This is a genomic window from Fusobacteriaceae bacterium (genome assembly GCA_031272775.1).
Classification (GTDB): Bacteria; Fusobacteriota; Fusobacteriia; order Fusobacteriales; family Fusobacteriaceae; genus JAISST01.
Map to the genome: position 1 here is coordinate 59,649 of JAISTB010000034.1, position 16,331 is coordinate 75,979.

Below are 16,331 nucleotides of genomic sequence, written 5' to 3' on the forward strand. Positions count from 1 at the left end.
TATTTCTTATCCGATTCTCTTACAATCCGTGACATCTCCTGCGGCGATCATGGCTTCGACCTGCTCAGTGCTGTAACCCATGGCGCTCAGCACAGTTCTGGTATCTTCACCCAAGAATCTTGCCCGCTCATACGGAGGCAATTCTGTTTCCGTAAAAGAGACGGGAGGTCTGACCATCGTCCTTTTGTTCCCGTTCGGGAATTCTACTTTTGTCAGAATATCCGCTTCCCATGCCTGTTTGTCATTCAACAGCTGATTCCAGGTCTGACAAACGGCGTAGGGCAGATCCGCCTTTTTCATGAGATTCTCCACTTCCTCAAGGGTTCTCTTCCCGACTTCGTCGTGAAGGAGATCATAAAATTCATCCAAATGGCTCTGCAAATTGGTCTGCGGGAAAAAGCGCTCATCGTTTAACAAATCCTGTCTGCCCAATGCTTCCATAAAGATCGGATAATAGAAATCATATCTCGTCATGCCGAATTGCACCCATTTTCCATCCTTTGTCTTATGCGCCACCTGAAATTGATTCGCGAAGCCCCTTCTGCTGATCGGCCATTGCGTGGAAACATCTCCATACTGATTGCATTGCAGGTAAAGCGCCACGTCCCATACGCCGGCATGAAAGAGACTGGCGATGACCTGATCGCCTTTTCCGGTCTCTCTTGCTCGATACAATGCCGCCAATATTCCGCTGGCCAGATACAACGAAACCTGATGATCGCCAAATCCGGCTACAGGCAACATGGGAGAAGAATCAGTATCATACATGGCCCCCATAATCCCTGCGCGGGCAAAGAATGCGGTGTAGTCGAAACCAGGCAAATCTTTGTCCGGTCCTTTTTCACCATATCCGCTGACCAAACCCATGACCAACTTGGGATATTTTTTCTTCAGTGTATCGTAGTCCAATCCCGCTCTCTTCAACGCTGGTTGACGCCAGTTTGTGATAAACACATCGCTTTGGCTGATCAGATCCTCCAGAATTTTTCTGCCCTTTTCTGATTTTGTATTCAGCGTGATGCATTTTTTTCCGGTATTTTCCAGACAAAAGGACGTATCTTCCTGATCACCAAATGGGCGCCCTTCATTAACCGCAGTATACCGAAGCGGGTCGCCCGCCGGCGCCTCCACTTTTATAACTTCCGCTCCTAGGTCCGATAAAAATCTTGCACAGCAGGGGCCTGCAATAAATGTCGCCAATTCTACTACTTTGATTCCTTCCAATGCACGTTTACACTCACTCATTATTTATCACCTCTTTATAATTAAAACCTAAGCTTTGCTGGATTTGGTATCGCATTTTGTTACGACAAAATGAATAATATACGGTATCATGATAACCGGAAATGCCAACCAGCCAAGAATTGAATACCCTTTGCTCACCAACGGAAGCAACCCGAATTGCGCTACCGAGAAACCGACAATACTCAAAATTGCGGTCGTGATGATTACTTTGGAATCGGGTTTGGCGTTGGGATCATAGTTTTCATCAATCATCTTACAAACGCGAGTCGTTCCGGCCGCAACCATATTGACCGCTGTGGATACTGCTCCGAGAATGATCAGAATCGAAATGACCGGTTTCAGAACACTGCCTCCGACGCCTTGATTTACCAACAAAAGCACTGGCAAAGCCGTCGTCTTATATTCCGGCAAGCCGATAATCGCCAGCAATCCCAAAGTAGAAAGAAAGATCATCAGACTGTTTACGACAAATCCCAGGAAAAATGTGAACCAGGCGTCTTTCGGCTCTACCAGAACGCTGCAATGTTGTGAATGAATTGCCGGAGAAGAAGCGATCTGGAAAGCCGCATACACGATCATGCTCCAGATGGCAGGCCACGCAGGTTTGCTTTCAGCGGATAAAACGCTGATATTTGATGTGATGCTTCCCCACAAAGTCACAATGTTGGGAATGAATACCACCAACAAACCCGCTACGATAAGCACGGAAAGGAGAACTGCCACGCGTCGGACAATGGCCGTACCGTAAATGGCTACGAAAAAGATGAAGAGACCTACAACCGCCGTGCAGGCAAGATAGGGAATGCCGGTCAAGGCAGAAAGCGTGGCGCCTCCTGTGGAGAACGCTACGGCCGGAACCACCAGCAGAACAAACACATAGACCAGTTCAAACAAGAAAGAAAATACCGGTGAATATTTGCCGTAAAAACTCTTGTTGAAGCTGCGATAGTCATAAGTGTTATGCTTTCTCCCATAATATGCGATATAGGCGTTGTATACGGCACAGATCGCCTGCGCCCCGATGCAGGTAAATAGACATAAAATTCCGTAGTTGATAAAATAGCTTTTCAGTTGGGCTCCGGACGCAAATCCACCGCCAAATTGCGTTGTAAACCAAACGAAAGTAATCCCGAATGCCGCTGACCATTTGGTACTCTTTTCCATTTTTCATCCTCCTTGATATTGTCTTGACTGAAAATACAGTGTAATCATTATTGATACTATCGTATTCTATTGCGGACTCTGTTTCGAAAGAATCGTCTGCACAGTTTCCAATATTGTTCTTGCTTGTTCATAGTTCACCATTTGCCGGTCAACTTCGATGAGCGTTGATAATATGTTTGCCTCTTCACAGGCTTTTTTGATCAACGGATAATCGAATTCCTCGGGGTCGCAAAATTTAGTCAGAATGACAATTACGGCTTGGGCTTTTGTCGCTTTGGCTTTTGAGACAATCGTGGCAATTCGTTCCTTCTTGGCATCGTAGAGGACAGAACAGTTATTCATATCGGCAAATTTCTTTGCCAAGCGGTCAAGGCCGGTCTCGCCGTCAACCGCATCTTGCTGGTATTGCCTGCTTTCAGCTGCCACGTCGTCCGCGACGATTTGCATATTATATACATCGAGGTAGCTCAGAAAATCCGGATTGTCCGCGAGTATACCCGAAGTCAAAACTCGTATTCTTCCCTTTTTCGGTTCATTTTCTTTCAAGGCCGCAATCAGCTTTTTTACCAGGAGCGTATGCTCTTCCTTTCTCATAAAATAAGCGCTCTTGAAAATATCGCTCCGCTGTACGGCGCTCACTTCTCCGTGAACGGCCAAAAGTTCCGCCAATTCTCTCATTACCTGGTTGTGTTCATTGTATACCGCAAGTGAAGCTATCAATTTTTCATCACTGAAAGTCTCGCCGGTCACCTTTTCCAAATCGTCGATGACCCGCTGATAGCCTGCTTTTGTAAATGCAATCCCGAAATCTGGTTTTCTGTTTTGCGGATATGTCATCGGGATAAAAGGAATGTCGGGTACGGCATATTTCCAGTTTTGCCCCAGGGTTTTCAAGCTGTCGCAAAGACTGGGAATAATAATCGCAGAAACGCCTTTATAGCTACCTTTAATGCCCAGTTCCAGAATGCTCTGAACGATCGAGCAGATAAAGGTCGGAAAGTATGTTTTTGCTTCCTGCAATTGCATGTCCGCGCCCCAGGCCCCCATTGGGACAAGGTCCATAGAGTGGACAATTTCTTCGGGCGTATAGACAGGAGCAACCAAAATGACTTTTTTCCCGGCGCCAAGATAATTATCCAACTGTTGCTTTGGATTTTGCGCCACTTTGCTGAATTCATCCAATATCACTTTCAGATTCATCTGGCCGCCTCCTTTTTTTGCTCCATGATTTCCATCAAACCTTGCACTCTGGTGTTGTACTGCGCTTCAGAAAAGTTCCTCGGATCCGCCTGATCACCGTCAAAGCTGACAACCGGGATTCCGCAGGCCGCACCGATTTGGCGGCTCATTTCCGCCATAAATCCGCTCCAAAGCTTGCAGGAACGATTTGTGTGCACAAGGAGACCCTCAACATGGTTTTCTTTACAGAGTTTGATCCGCTTATCCCTCGAAAGTTCCAAATTAATAGCGTTCGGAACCTTGGAGTAGGCGGCGCACATACCGTCAAAATCATCATAGATAAACCCGAAAGCGTCGGCATAAATTGTTGTGACCATGTTGATGCCTCTGTCTTTCAATCCTGTAGCCGTGGCGCGTAACCAGGGCCAGCAGGCGATGCCCTCAAACATAATGCGGTATTTTTCTTCGCCGCGAAATGTCGAGACGCCTTTTTCATGATTTTCCTTATACTCTTTCAGCAAAGTTTCCATGGCGTCGACCGCTTCGTCTTTACCGCGGGCGGTAACCATAACCGCCATATGGTTCAGGAGATCAAAACCGTTGAAGGGGGATGGCGTGTAGCATGCGCAGGATGTGGCGTCAAGCCAGGCGCGACTTGTTCTCCCCGAGCGTTCTTTCACTTTCTTGAAGTTTTCATCATCCCATTTTTTTCCTGTCAATTCTTCCAGTTGATGGATCGCGGCCCAAAACTGCTCTCGTACATAGGCGATTTGCGCCGGAGAAACTTCATAATCAGGATTAAAGGGAATATCAATCAAGATCATGGGAATGTCCAGTTCCTTTGACAGGTTTTCATACCATTTGATCATGCAGTTGCATATATTGTTGCAGCAAAGTAAAAAATCAGGCATAGGGACGTCCTGTTCCGGAGCTTCCTTGATTTTCGCGTATGCAAGACTGATTCTTGCATAGGCGCAGATATCGTTGGAATATCCGTCGGCCTCGCTGATCTCGCAAAGTCTTTGACCCGCGCCGCGAGCTGCAATAGCAGCAGCCTGGTTTTCCGGATAACATACCTTCAGTCCCAGCGTCTCGGGTATTTCCACCGGGAAATTACTGGAACACCAACCGATCTTTTCGCCCCGTTCTTTGGCCAGTTGCGCCTGTGTATACGCGTCGGCCGCAATATTACCAAGTTTCACTTTTGCCGAATTGGGATCCGGCGCCTCCCTGCGCGGTTTTTTTTCTTCTGCCATATCGTGTGCCTCCCTTTCTCAAATAATTGACTGTTTATTTAATCGTCTGCTGTTGCCGTGACGCCTATGCACAAAACAAACTCATTGATTATGCCGGAGACAGAGCTGGTCAATTTTTTCTTTTGCCTCGATCTTTAATTTTTGAACGTCGATTTTTCCGTTTCCTTTCAAAGGAAACTCTGAAAACCTCAGGATATACTTGGGGATTTTATAATCGGCAAGTTTAGATTTCAAAACTTTTCGAATACTTTCTTCGGCAATCTGCGCTCCGTTTATGCACGCGACAACATCCTCCTGCACAACCGGAGATGGGATACCGAATACTTTGACTTGCTCTATGCCGTCAATTCCGATAAGGGCTTCTTCGATTTCGAGAGGGGATATGTTTTCACCGCTTCGAATGATGATCTCTTTTTTTCTTCCGGTTACATAAAGATTTCCTTTTTCATCAAGGTAGCCCATATCTCCCGTACGGAGCCATCCTTCTTGTGTGAAAGCTTCCTGTGTTGCCTTTTCGTCATTGTAATATCCGGTCATGACGTGATATCCCTTTATCTCTATTTCACCGGTTTCATGAGCTTTACATTTTTTTCCTCCGTAATCGCAAATCTGGAGAGACAGATGCTTCATAGGCTTCCCTACGGATTTTGCCTTGATTTCCGGAGGATCGTCATAATCGGAAAAAGTAATGCTGGGCGCCGCTTCGGTTTGACCATAAGATTGCATCAAATGCGGTACTGGCAATTCCCTTGAAATTGCCAGAAAATCTGATTCATACACTGTGGAACCTGCGATAATTCCGGAACATAACGAGCTCAAATCATACGATTTGCGGGTATCGCTTTTTAAAATCGCGAGGTACATGGTCGGAACCCCATTCAACACCGTGCAATGATATTTTTCGACGGTTTTCATTACATCAACCGAATGATAACTATCGGTAAAATGCAAGCTGCCCCGATGAACGAATGAAGCAAACAAACCTGTGGACAATCCGAAACAATGGAACAGGGAAAGCGGAAGACAAACTCGGTCTGAATCATTCCAACGGAGAATTTCCGTGGCCTCCCTGGCAACATTAATCATCTGGAAATGGGTCATCGGCACAGCTTTGGGTAAACTGGCGGTTCCCGAAGTGAATAGAAAACTTGCCAGATCCGTCGGGCGTATATTTTTTATACGGTTTTCAACCAAAGTGTGTTCCTCTTTGGTCAGTGTCCCCATTATCCTCAATTGATTGACGAGTTTTGCGAAATCATCTTGTTTCGTTTTAAAAGAATGGACATAATCTATGATATTCCGGGTCTTTTCCAGTTCCTCTTCTGTATATGTGGGATTGATCAGAACGGGAACTGCGCCGGCCTTGAGGATAGCAAGATAAGTAACCACCCAATATACTGAATTTCTTCCGATTATGGCCGCCGCATCCCGGGGGTTCACTCCACGAAGGCAGATTTGATACGCCATCATATCGGACAGATCATTGATTTCTCTCCAGGAGTACTCTCCTGTGGAATCTGTGATTGAGATTCTCTCACCCGTATTTTCCAACGCTTCAAAAAATTGATCCAAGATTGTAATAGCCTGTAATTCCGGCATAGTTACCTCCTTAAAAGCGCTGTAAGCCCACCGCATACTTTGTTTTGTAGAACGCTTGTGTGCATGTATACATGTACACATTCCTAACAACACTATAGCACTTCATCGACAGATTGTCAAGGAATTTTTAAGATTTTATTTTAATTTTTGTCATATTTATATCTTTTGAGTGCTTATTTGGGGCGATAAGTTCTAAAACAAACCATTTTAATATGATTAATTTCGTTTTTTGAACAATTGATCATCGGACAAAAAAATAAAGCTATTTTTGACAATAGCTTTATTTGAGAGTTTATGATTATCGTTGTACTTTAGCAGTTCAACCAGGTTTTTTATCTTATCCTGTTATTACCGGTGCTTTTTCAGGATAAAAGTACTGCGGGTAGTCTTTTTTGAAGTCTTGGTAGTAGCGATAGCTTGTATCCAAGTGCATATGCAGGATAGCCTTGGCGCGTTCTCCTTTTTTTTCAAGAAGCGCCGAGATCAATTCGCGATGTTGCTTGCAAATCTCTTCATAGCGCTCTTTAGTACGTACTTCGAGGTTACGCCAACGTAGAAAATGGATATAAGTGTCGCCGAATAAGCGCATTACACTGGCATGACCGGCCGCCTCCAGCATGCAATGATGGATTTCGCTGTCCAAATCATAAAAGTAGGCATAGTCTTCTTTCTCGAGGCAGCTTTCCATTTTTTCCGCTTTCTGCAACATCTCTTTCGCGATCAACGCGCATTTCTTGTCGTCCGCCATGATGATGTCGATGACCTTTTGCTCCATGGATTCCCTTAAAAAGATGATGTCTTCGATCAACCCGATATCAATTAAACTGACAAAAGTTCCTCTTTGAGGATACACATCGACCAGTTCACGTTCCTTCAAGCGTGTAATAACCGTTCTTATGATATTTCTGGAAACCTCATAAATGCTGCAAAGCGTATTCTCAAACAAAGGATCGCCTGGCATATACACCAATTTTTCAATCTTCATGCATAAATCTGCAAAAACTTCATCGTTGCTGTAAAAATGCTTTTTTGTCATGCTTCACATCCTGTAAATTAGTCTGATCGCAAATCTATTTTAACACATAATTTTAATTTCTTCAAGGTTTTGAATTCAGAAATTCTTCCTGAACTACATAAAATCACATCTCAATATTTTTCCAGTTGACGAGAGAGATATCCGATACAATGCCATTTTCTCCGGTATAGAAAATCTGCCCCGGCAGAATCCGGATTTCCTTTTTCCCGATGTAAGCCTTGAGAAATTTCGTAAAGTTTTTAAGATAATCCGCATGAAATCGACTCCCCGCTTTGATTTCAACAGGAAGCAAGCCTTTTGTCCCGAAATCGACGAGCAGATCAATCTCCGTCGTGCTGTTTTCCCTGTAAAAATAGAGATTATTCCGGTAGTGGCCATGATTAACCAGTTGCTTTACGACCTCGAGAACGCAGAGGTTTTCAAATAAACCGCCCACGAGATAGTGGGTCTGCACTGCTTCCCAACTCGAAATCCCCAACAGATAGCACGCAAGTCCGGTGTCGGTAAAATATATTTTTGCGGATTTCGTCAGCCGCTTTCCGATGTTGCTGTGCCAGGGAGGCAAACGGTAGATCAAGTAACTCGCTTCCAGGATGGAAAGCCAACCGATGGCGGTTTTTACAGAAATCCCCGTATCATTGGCCAGCGACTCATAATTGATCAACTGACCGATTCTTCCCGCCAGAAGACCCAGAAACCGGCGGAACAGACCCAGATCATGAATATTTTTCACGCTCCGCAGATCCCTTTCCACGTAAGTCGCTATATATTGGCCATAGTACAAACCCGGATCCATGTGTCCGGTATACAATGCGGGGTAGAATCCTCTCCAGATCTGCTCGTACACATTTTCCGGAAGGAGTCGTACCTCGGCCAACTCTCTGAGCGAGAAGGGCAAGAGAACTTGATAAGCAGCCCTTCCGGCCAGCGACTGACAGATTTTTTCAGAAAGCAGAAGATTTTGGGAACCGGACAATATAAAATCTCCGGCAATATTTCGATCGTCCGCTGCAACTTGTATTGCGGAAAGCAATTCGGGAATACGCTGCACTTCGTCCACAATGACGCGTGTATTTTGATTGGAAAACTGCATGGGGTCCGCTTTGATCACGTCATAAACCCGTAAATCTTCTAGATTCACGTATTTTCGGTCCGGAAAAGAATTCTTCAGGAGCGTCGTTTTACCGGCCTGCCTCGGACCCGTAACAGCAGTCACGCGGAAATTGTCTTGTAATTTTTCGATTTGTTTTGAAGCTGCTCTTGGAATCATCATAATACCAAGTATAGCATATATTTTTATGAAAATCAAGAAGTCAATTACCGGATTTGCATAAAAATGTTGAAAACGCCATATTTTGGCTGTTGCATGTGGAAAATTGAACGCTCAAACTCATCGGGAAAGCGTGGTTTCTGTCGGACTTTTATTTCCTTGAAATCGCTTGACAAGCGGGGAGAAAGGCTCTATAATGGGAATAGCAAATTAACGCGGGGGGCGAAATGGCAATACAGAAAATTCTGACACTGCAGGGAATCCTTTTTTTGCTGGTTCTGACCGGCATTATCCTCAAATGGACCGGACTTTTTCCCGAAGAGGGGAAGGCAATCCTGACCGACATCCTGATATACGTTTTTCTTCCGGCCAATATTGTCGCTTCGTTTCTTGTCACCTTCAACGCTAAAATTTTGATTCAACTGATGGTCGTTTTTCTCTTGGGCGTATTTCAACAAGTCAGTTGTCTTGTGTTCAATCGTTTTGCCTGGAATCACTTGGATATCGAAGAAAAAAAGGTGTTGCAATACTGCACGCTCTGCTCAAATTCCGGGTTTATTGGGCTATCAATTATCGGCGATATTTTCGGCGCCCAAGGACTGATGTACGCCTCCGTGGGGACTATCCCCCAGGCAATTACGACGTGGTCCGCGGGGATTTCTTATTTTGAGAAAGGGCAAAATACCCGGGAAGTGATCAAGCGGGTCGCCATTCACCCGGGCATTATTGCCGTCTACCTCGGTCTTTTCTTTATGTTGACAGGCATAAGACCCCCGGTTTTCGTTTCCAATACGCTTCGTATGATGGGCGCTTGCACGCTTCCGGTTTCCATGATCGTTATCGGCGCCGTACTTGGCGAGGTAACGGATATAAAGTCGATGCTAAGCGGAAAAATTTGGTATTATACAATTATTCGGCTCGTATTTTTACCGCTGATCGTCTTCATAACCGGCAGAATCTTCCATGTCGACAAACTCTTAACGGGAATCATCGTTCTCGTAGCTGCTATGCCGGCTGCCAGCACAGGCGTCCTCTTTGCGGCCAAGTATAAAAGCGACTACATCTTCGCGACAAAATGCGTCGTTGTGACGACGGCCCTGTCCCTGATCACAATCCCGCTCTGGTGCCTCTTGCTGTAAGCGCTCCGGCAGTTTTATTTCGCCGCTTTCTTTTTCTTCTCTTCTTTCGCCTTTTTTCTGCTCGTCACGAGAAGGGCGACCAGCCCGCCGATAATGCCGCAGACAACCGGTCGCGAGAGCGGGTTCCCAGTGGTACGGGCGCCGTATTCATAGCCTTTGGAAAAGGTGAAGGATGCGAAAACGGTTTTTTTGAAGGCCTCGACGTCGGGATCAGCGCCGTCTTTACCGGGAAAATAGATTGTCACGAGCGTTCCGCTCCCGCAGGCGGCCAGGACGGTTCCGCTGGCTTTCGCCTTGTTTTTAAATTCATAGGAAGCGGGAAACAACACCATTTTTCTTTTGTCATCGACAACGGGCGTTCCGACATTGGCGCTTTCCAAGGTCGAAAAGTCCTTTTTCATTTCCTTCGTGATTTTATCCATATTCCCGTAGTCTTTCAGAAAATCTTTCCAGACGACTCTTCCTTTAATGATGTTCACGGTAACCATGGCTTGCGGCGGATTTTCGCTTGTTTTCCGGAATCCCGTCGCGATTCCCGGTCCCTTCGCGCCCGTCAGGCTCTGCATGCTCGCGTTAATCTGCCGGATTGTCGCAGGCGGAATTTCCTCCCAGCCGGGCGGAATCCGGAACGTGAATTTCGCATTGCTGTTGGAATAAAAGGGAACATGGAAGGACTCTTTTTTTGCCTGCCCCGGGCCGCAAAGGGACAGCAGGACCGTAAACGCCAAGATAACTTTTTTCATAAAAACTCCTTTTGCTCAATTTGATCAGGTGCAATCCAATGGTATCATATAAAACTAAAATTGTCAATTATAATATGCGGCAAAGCGCAACATATCGTAAACAACGTCCGATCATCAAACCCGCAACCAAGCCGTTTTAACAACTTTTTCTTGCAAAATTCTTGAAAATGTGTTAGAATAGGTATATAAAATTATTGAAAATGTGTAAAATCAATCCTATAAAATTCTTGAAAACGTGATATTTGCTGATGATAAAATCCTTGTTTTCGTGAACGCCGGAGGAAAAACCCCATGAAAAGGAAGATATATGCGGAATTGTCAGCCTGGAAAAACGAAGGCGCCGGAAGAACCGCGCTGCTGATTGACGGCGCCCGCCGGGTCGGCAAAAGTTATATTGTCGAAGAATTCGCCAGGAACGAATACAAAACATCTGTTTTGATCGATTTCAACCGTGCGCCCGAAGATGTGAAAAACCTCTTTCACCAATATATGAATGATCTGGACACGTTTTTCCTGTATTTGTCCGGCTTTTACAATGTAAAATTGTATCCGCGGGAAACCTTGATCATTTTTGACGAGGTCCAATTGTTTCCGAAAGCCCGCGCCGCCCTCAAATACCTCGTGGCGGATGGCAGATACGACTACATTGAAACCGGTTCTTTGATGACCATCAAAAAAAATATTCAGGACATCGTAATTCCTTCGGAAGAGCGCCATATCAAGATGTATCCGATGGATTTCGAGGAATTTCTCTGGGCTTTGGGAAACGACACCCTGATGGATTTCGTGCGGGCGTGTTTTGCCGACCGGAAAGCCATGGGGCAGGCTTTGCACAGAAAAGCGATGGATTACCTGCGCCAATACCTGATCGTGGGCGGGATGCCCCAGGCGGTGCAAGCCTATGCCGATACGAAAGACTTTGACAAGACGGACCAAGCTAAGCGGGATATTTTGAATTTGTACCGGGCGGATATCGTAAAACACGCGGCAGGCTACGAAATGAAAGTCGAACGCATTTTTGACGAAATTCCCGCGCAGCTTCAAAAGCACGAAAAGCGCTTCAAGCTTTCCTCCCTGAAAAAACAGGCGCGCTTCCGTGAATACGAAGACGCCTTGTTCTGGCTGGATGACGCCATGATCGCCAACATCTGTTACAATTCCACCGAACCCAATGTCGGACTGAAGCTGAACACGGATCGCATCACCTTGAAATGCTATATGGCGGATACCGGCCTATTGATCAGCCATGCTTTTGATGAAAACGAGATCGTCAACGCCGCGATATACAAGAAGCTGCTGTTTGACAAGCTGGAAATCAACAAGGGCATGCTGGTGGAAAATCTAGTTGCCCAGATGCTTGCGGCGGCGCGGCACAAGCTGTATTTTTATTCCAATTCTTCGCGAAATGACAGCAGTTCCCGGATGGAGATTGATTTCCTGATCGCGAGAAGTAAGATCGGCAGTCGACACAATATTTCTCCGATAGAGGTGAAATCCGGAAAAAATTATACCTTGACTTCTCTCGAAAAATTCAGAGCCAAATATTCCAATCAACTGCACATCCCCTATGTGTTGCACACAAATGATCTGAAAATTCAGAACGACATCGTCTTTCTGCCGATTTACATGACGCCTCTGCTCTGAGCGCGAAAGGATACCGACGGGATCAAAAAAACGCGTCATAATCGCTATGACGCGTTTTCTGATCGTGCAGACAGAGCCTATTATCCTATTTTAAAATCGTGTAGAGCGCAACGATCCCGATCATGGACGCGAGTCCGATCACGAGCGTCATCAGCGTCTGGGTCTTGTAGCCGTCCCTGGTCTCGATGCCGCCGAATTCCGTCACGACCCAGAAGTAGCTGTCGTTGGCGTGGGAAACGGTCATGGCGCCTGCGGCGATGGCCATTACGGTCACGGCGGTCAAAGCCGGCGTCGTGATTCCCAATACGGCAAGAAGCGGTTGCAGGATGCCGGCGGTGGTCGTGAGGGCCACTGTGGAGGATCCCTGGGCCGTCTTCAGGATGGCCGAGAGGATAAAGGGGAAGAAGATTCCGATGGTACTGAAGTTGACGGCGTTATCTTTGATGAAGCCCACCAAGCTCGAGCTCGAAACGACCCGTCCGAGTACGCCGCCCGACGCCGTAACGAAGAGGATGGGTCCTACGACCCGAAGCGTATCGTCCGTCAGCTTGAAGAACGTGGCGCCTTTTTTCTGGGAAAAGAGCAGCGACACGCCGAAGATGGTTCCCACCGCGAGGGCGATTACCGGCGCGCCGAGGAATTTCAGCAGATCGGAAAATCCGCCTGTCATCTTGGCCATGGAAGCGATGGAGGCCAGCGCCATGAGGACAATGGGTACAAGGATGGGCGCGAGGGCTGCGAAACCGCCGGGCAGTTCGCCGAATTCCTTTACCAGCTCCTCATAGGTCTTGACGGTCTCTCCTTCCCCGACTTTGACTTCGGCGGGAATCTTGCGACCGATGTATTTGGAGAAGAGCCAGCCCGCGATCAGGGGCAGAATGGAAACGAGACAACCGATGCCGATTACGAGCAGCAGATAGTCTCCGGCGCCCAGCGTGTTGGCGGCGGCGATGGGACCCGGCGTCGGCGGGATGAATACGTGGGATGTGTAAAGGCCCGCGGAAAGGGCGACGGCCATGGCGGCGTTGGATGCTTTCGTCCGCTGGGCCAGCGCTTTCCGGATCGGGTTCAGAATAACAAAGCCGGAATCACAGAATACCGGGATAGACACGATCCAGCCCATGATGAGGACCGCCAACTCGGGCTTTTTCTTGCCCACAAGTTGCACGACCATATCCGAGAGCTTCAACGCGCCGCCGGTCTTTTCGAGGATGTTCCCGATCAACGCGCCCAGAATGATGACGATGCCGATACTCGTAAACGTACCGGAAAATCCCGCGCCGATGATCCCGGGGATATCCGTCAGCTTGATGCCCGCCGCGAAGGCGAACAGAATCGAGACGCCCATGATCGACAGAAACGCGTGGATCCTCCATTTGGAAATAGCGACGACCATTACGATGATCGCGACGATGAACGCGATCACAAGAGCAATACCTTGCATAACTCCTCCTCCTTTGTCTCATAATGATGCTTAATATCCGACAAAATTAACCAAAGAAGTACAAAAGTTTCATAATCGGTTCAGCTATTGATATTTTACCACAAAAAAGCCAAAAAAGAAATACCAAAACACTAAATATTTACGAAAGAATCTCCCTGATGAAAGACAATTCCCGCGTCAAATTGGCGCGGGCAAGCGCTTCGTATTTTTCCCGGAATCGCGGCGTTTTGTAGATTGCCGGCAACGAAAGAAAGCGCCGGAGGATTTCCCCCCGGCCCCGCTCGTTGTCTTCGGGACGGAATCTGCCGTATTCGAGGCGGATGGCCCGGGCATAGGCGTCGTAGGTTTCGGGATCGCTCCCCAAAATGGCGAGATCGAGGTCCGTGAACGCGTCCATGTCAAAAGAGTCGCCGGATTCATGGCGTTTTGTGGCGAGGATCAGCGCCCGGACGCGGTTTATTTCGGGGTAATCGGTTTTCCTCAGATGTTCCGCGCAGAGATCGGCGCTTTTTTCCTCGTTGTCCCGCCGTTCCACGTCGTAGACCGCGTCGTGGTAAAAGAGCGCAAGCAGAAAGGCGTCGGGATAGGAAAGCTCCGGCAGCAGCGCTTCCGCTTCCGCCCACATGCGCTCCAGATGCGTCAGCGTGTGATAATATCGATCCGAAGCCGAATACAGCCCTTCAAGTTCCCGCCAACATCTGTTCACATAATCTATATCTTTAGTATATTTTTTCAGAAGCTCTGTAAATAAAAGTTCAAGCGCTGTCATGGAAGTCAAAACTCAGCTCAGTTTCGCCGCGGCCAGGATCTCTTTGATCCTGGCGGTTTCCGCCGCCGTCGCCGGGAGGAAAGGATTGAGGGATACGTCCTTGATGTCGTATCCGCGCAGGATCATGGCCTTTTTGATGATGGGGATAAAGGGGTTTCCGATAAAATAGATATCCATCAGGGTATTGATCGTCAACTGGATGTCTTCCACGGTCTTCCAGTCCCCTCCGTTGATGGCCGTCACCCATTTGGCGCACAGTTCCGGGACGATATTGGCGAAGCCCCCGATGCAGCCGCTGCCGCCCGAGAGGATGTTGTGGACGAAATTCTCGTCAAAGCCCGAATAAATCTCAAAATCCGGAAATTCCGGCAGGACCGTGACCGCCAATTTTCGCGTATGGCCCATTTCCGCGACGCTGTCCTTGTATCCGACGATGTTCTTGTGCTTGCGCAACAGCTTCAGCGTGACTTCGGGGGAGAGGTCATAGCCGGTCCGGGCCGGGAAATTGTACAGATAGACGTTTCCCCTGACGCCGTCGGCGATCTGGTCGAACCAATATTCCACGGCCGCGTCGCTGATCGCGAAATAATACGGGCTGATGACCATAACGGCGTCGGCCCCTTTTTCCAGCACATAATTGGAAAAGGCTATGGTTTCCGTCAAGACCATGGACGCGGTCCCGATATAGAGTTTCACGCGTTTGGCAATGTGGGTAACGGCCAGGTCCGCCAGTTCTTTTTTCATGGCGGGCGTCATGGCGGAAAATTCGCCGATGCTCCCCATCAAAAGGATGCCGTCAATTCCACGGGCAATCAGTTCATCCCAGAATTTCGTGTTCGCCGCCACATCCAGATTTCCCGCCGCGTCAAAAGCCGTCACCACGGGGCAGATAAATTTCGCTTTTTTCATATAAAATCAACTCCCTTTGTTTTATATTATCTTGTTGGTCAATTTCCCGATTTCCGGAATCTCCACGGTTACCGTATCGCCCTTGACGAGGTATTTCGGCGGGGTGAATCCCATGCCGACGCCCGCCGGGGTTCCGGTCGCGATGATGTCGCCGGGTTCCAGCGTCATGCCCGCCGAGAGTTCCGCGATGATGTGGGGGATGTCGTGGATCAGCATGGACGTATTGGAGGATTGCCGCAGTTCTCCGTTTACCCGGGAAATGACGTCCACGGCGACCGGGAAGGGGAGTTCGTCCTTGGTCAGAATGCAAGGACCGAGGACGGAATAGCCGTCGAAACTCTTGCCCCGGAACCACTGCTGATGCGCCTTTTGAATCTTTCTCGACGACACGTCGTTGAAAACGGAATAGCCGAACACATAGTCTTCGGCCTTTTCCAACGGAATATCCTTCCCCGCTTTTCCGATGATGACCGCCAGCTCCACCTCATAGTCCAGTTCGGGGTCGAGGTCAAAGCGCCCTTTGATCTTGTCGCCGGGACCGAGGATTTCCGTGGCCCGCTTGGCAAAATAGACCGCGTGGGTCGGCGCCGCGAAATGCCCCTTCATGTCGCGCCTCGCCTCTTCCAGATGATCCTGGTAATTGACGCCGAGACAAAGAATGTCGTGGATGGGCCAGGGAATCGGAGAACGTAATTTTACGGACTTTGTGACGAAGGTATCGTAGTCATCCCAGTCATCGCCCCCCTTTGCCGCGACCCTGCGCAGAATCTGCAGATCCTTTTTCGTGGCGTACTCAATGAATTCCACCATGTCGTAGAAATCTCCGTCGATGACGCTGGCGATGTCGGTCACAAATTTCTCGTCCGCGCTCAAAACCCCCACTCTTTCTTCTCCTTCCGCGTAAAAACTGACCAGTTTCATATTCCCTCCTTGT

At 47.9% G+C, this 16,331-nt stretch carries 14 protein-coding genes; 2 read left to right on the forward strand and 12 right to left on the reverse strand.

Translation table 11 applies throughout. The annotated features are described in order from the left end of the window. Nucleotides 1–6: 6 nt before the first annotated feature. From LBQ97_08140 to LBQ97_08170, 7 genes are all read right to left on the reverse strand, one after another. The gene (locus LBQ97_08140; GenBank protein MDR1832677.1) at nucleotides 7–1,245 is read right to left on the reverse strand and encodes a CoA transferase; all 1,239 of its coding nucleotides are present in this window, start codon (nucleotides 1,243–1,245) and stop codon (nucleotides 7–9) included. Between the two features lie 27 nt (nucleotides 1,246–1,272). After that, on the reverse strand, nucleotides 1,273–2,409 hold the full coding sequence (locus LBQ97_08145) for a hypothetical protein (GenBank protein MDR1832678.1): 1,137 nt from the start codon (nucleotides 2,407–2,409) through the stop codon (nucleotides 1,273–1,275). A gap of 66 nt (nucleotides 2,410–2,475) precedes the next feature. Further along, nucleotides 2,476–3,609, reverse strand: coding sequence for a 2-hydroxyacyl-CoA dehydratase family protein (locus LBQ97_08150; GenBank protein ID MDR1832679.1), 1,134 nt, complete (start codon nucleotides 3,607–3,609; stop codon nucleotides 2,476–2,478). Next, entirely contained in the window at nucleotides 3,606–4,844 is a 1,239-nt protein-coding gene (locus LBQ97_08155) for a 2-hydroxyacyl-CoA dehydratase family protein (protein MDR1832680.1), read from the reverse strand. The genes LBQ97_08150 and LBQ97_08155 overlap by 4 nt, the downstream gene beginning before the upstream one ends. An 81-nt stretch (nucleotides 4,845–4,925) precedes the next feature. Further along, the gene (locus LBQ97_08160; GenBank protein ID MDR1832681.1) at nucleotides 4,926–6,443 is read right to left on the reverse strand and encodes an acyl--CoA ligase; all 1,518 of its coding nucleotides are present in this window, start codon (nucleotides 6,441–6,443) and stop codon (nucleotides 4,926–4,928) included. 337 nt (nucleotides 6,444–6,780) lie between these two features. Further along, on the reverse strand, nucleotides 6,781–7,479 hold the full coding sequence (locus tag LBQ97_08165) for a GntR family transcriptional regulator (protein MDR1832682.1): 699 nt from the start codon (nucleotides 7,477–7,479) through the stop codon (nucleotides 6,781–6,783). Between the two features lie 103 nt (nucleotides 7,480–7,582). Next, nucleotides 7,583–8,749, reverse strand: coding sequence for an ATP-binding protein (locus LBQ97_08170; protein ID MDR1832683.1), 1,167 nt, complete (start codon nucleotides 8,747–8,749; stop codon nucleotides 7,583–7,585). 227 nt (nucleotides 8,750–8,976) lie between these two features. Between LBQ97_08170 and LBQ97_08175 the strand changes: the two genes are divergently transcribed. Beyond that, nucleotides 8,977–9,888, forward strand: a complete 912-nt coding sequence (locus LBQ97_08175) for an AEC family transporter (GenBank protein ID MDR1832684.1) — start codon at nucleotides 8,977–8,979, stop codon at nucleotides 9,886–9,888. A gap of 14 nt (nucleotides 9,889–9,902) precedes the next feature. Here LBQ97_08175 and LBQ97_08180 read toward each other — a convergent pair whose 3' ends face one another. Then, nucleotides 9,903–10,631 carry a hypothetical protein gene (locus tag LBQ97_08180; protein ID MDR1832685.1) on the reverse strand — a complete coding sequence of 243 codons (729 nt, stop codon included), beginning with the start codon at nucleotides 10,629–10,631 and terminating at the stop codon, nucleotides 9,903–9,905. A gap of 291 nt (nucleotides 10,632–10,922) precedes the next feature. Here LBQ97_08180 and LBQ97_08185 point away from each other — a divergent pair, with 291 nt between their 5' ends. Beyond that, the gene (locus LBQ97_08185) at nucleotides 10,923–12,275 is read left to right on the forward strand and encodes an AAA family ATPase (GenBank protein ID MDR1832686.1); all 1,353 of its coding nucleotides are present in this window, start codon (nucleotides 10,923–10,925) and stop codon (nucleotides 12,273–12,275) included. Between the two features lie 85 nt (nucleotides 12,276–12,360). On the opposite strand, the gene LBQ97_08190 is transcribed toward LBQ97_08185, so the two are convergent. From LBQ97_08190 to LBQ97_08205, 4 genes are all read right to left on the reverse strand, one after another. Beyond that, the gene (locus tag LBQ97_08190) at nucleotides 12,361–13,719 is read right to left on the reverse strand and encodes a GntP family permease (GenBank protein MDR1832687.1); all 1,359 of its coding nucleotides are present in this window, start codon (nucleotides 13,717–13,719) and stop codon (nucleotides 12,361–12,363) included. A gap of 139 nt (nucleotides 13,720–13,858) precedes the next feature. After that, on the reverse strand, nucleotides 13,859–14,425 hold the full coding sequence (locus LBQ97_08195) for a hypothetical protein (protein ID MDR1832688.1): 567 nt from the start codon (nucleotides 14,423–14,425) through the stop codon (nucleotides 13,859–13,861). Between the two features lie 75 nt (nucleotides 14,426–14,500). Further along, complete coding sequence (locus LBQ97_08200) at nucleotides 14,501–15,397, reverse strand: dihydrodipicolinate synthase family protein (GenBank protein ID MDR1832689.1); 897 nt, start codon at nucleotides 15,395–15,397, stop codon at nucleotides 14,501–14,503. Nucleotides 15,398–15,418: 21 nt separating this feature from the next. Beyond that, a complete protein-coding gene (locus tag LBQ97_08205; GenBank protein ID MDR1832690.1) occupies nucleotides 15,419–16,318 on the reverse strand; it encodes a fumarylacetoacetate hydrolase family protein in 900 nt (299 codons plus the stop codon). Nucleotides 16,319–16,331: the final 13 nt, after the last annotated feature.

What these genes read in the sequence shown, in the direction of transcription:
- LBQ97_08140 (MDR1832677.1), bottom strand. Translation starts at nt 1,245, where the DNA reads ATGAGTGAGTGTAAACGTGCATTGGAAGGAATCAAAGTAGTAGAATTG.
- LBQ97_08145 (MDR1832678.1), bottom strand. Translation starts at nt 2,409, where the DNA reads ATGGAAAAGAGTACCAAATGGTCAGCGGCATTCGGGATTACTTTCGTT.
- LBQ97_08150 (MDR1832679.1), bottom strand. Translation starts at nt 3,609, where the DNA reads ATGAATCTGAAAGTGATATTGGATGAATTCAGCAAAGTGGCGCAAAAT.
- LBQ97_08155 (MDR1832680.1), bottom strand. Translation starts at nt 4,844, where the DNA reads ATGGCAGAAGAAAAAAAACCGCGCAGGGAGGCGCCGGATCCCAATTCG.
- LBQ97_08160 (MDR1832681.1), bottom strand. Translation starts at nt 6,443, where the DNA reads ATGCCGGAATTACAGGCTATTACAATCTTGGATCAATTTTTTGAAGCG.
- LBQ97_08165 (MDR1832682.1), bottom strand. Translation starts at nt 7,479, where the DNA reads ATGACAAAAAAGCATTTTTACAGCAACGATGAAGTTTTTGCAGATTTA.
- LBQ97_08170 (MDR1832683.1), bottom strand. Translation starts at nt 8,749, where the DNA reads ATGATTCCAAGAGCAGCTTCAAAACAAATCGAAAAATTACAAGACAAT.
- LBQ97_08175 (MDR1832684.1), top strand. Translation starts at nt 8,977, where the DNA reads ATGGCAATACAGAAAATTCTGACACTGCAGGGAATCCTTTTTTTGCTG.
- LBQ97_08180 (MDR1832685.1), bottom strand. Translation starts at nt 10,631, where the DNA reads ATGAAAAAAGTTATCTTGGCGTTTACGGTCCTGCTGTCCCTTTGCGGC.
- LBQ97_08185 (MDR1832686.1), top strand. Translation starts at nt 10,923, where the DNA reads ATGAAAAGGAAGATATATGCGGAATTGTCAGCCTGGAAAAACGAAGGC.
- LBQ97_08190 (MDR1832687.1), bottom strand. Translation starts at nt 13,719, where the DNA reads ATGCAAGGTATTGCTCTTGTGATCGCGTTCATCGTCGCGATCATCGTA.
- LBQ97_08200 (MDR1832689.1), bottom strand. Translation starts at nt 15,397, where the DNA reads ATGAAAAAAGCGAAATTTATCTGCCCCGTGGTGACGGCTTTTGACGCG.
- LBQ97_08205 (MDR1832690.1), bottom strand. Translation starts at nt 16,318, where the DNA reads ATGAAACTGGTCAGTTTTTACGCGGAAGGAGAAGAAAGAGTGGGGGTT.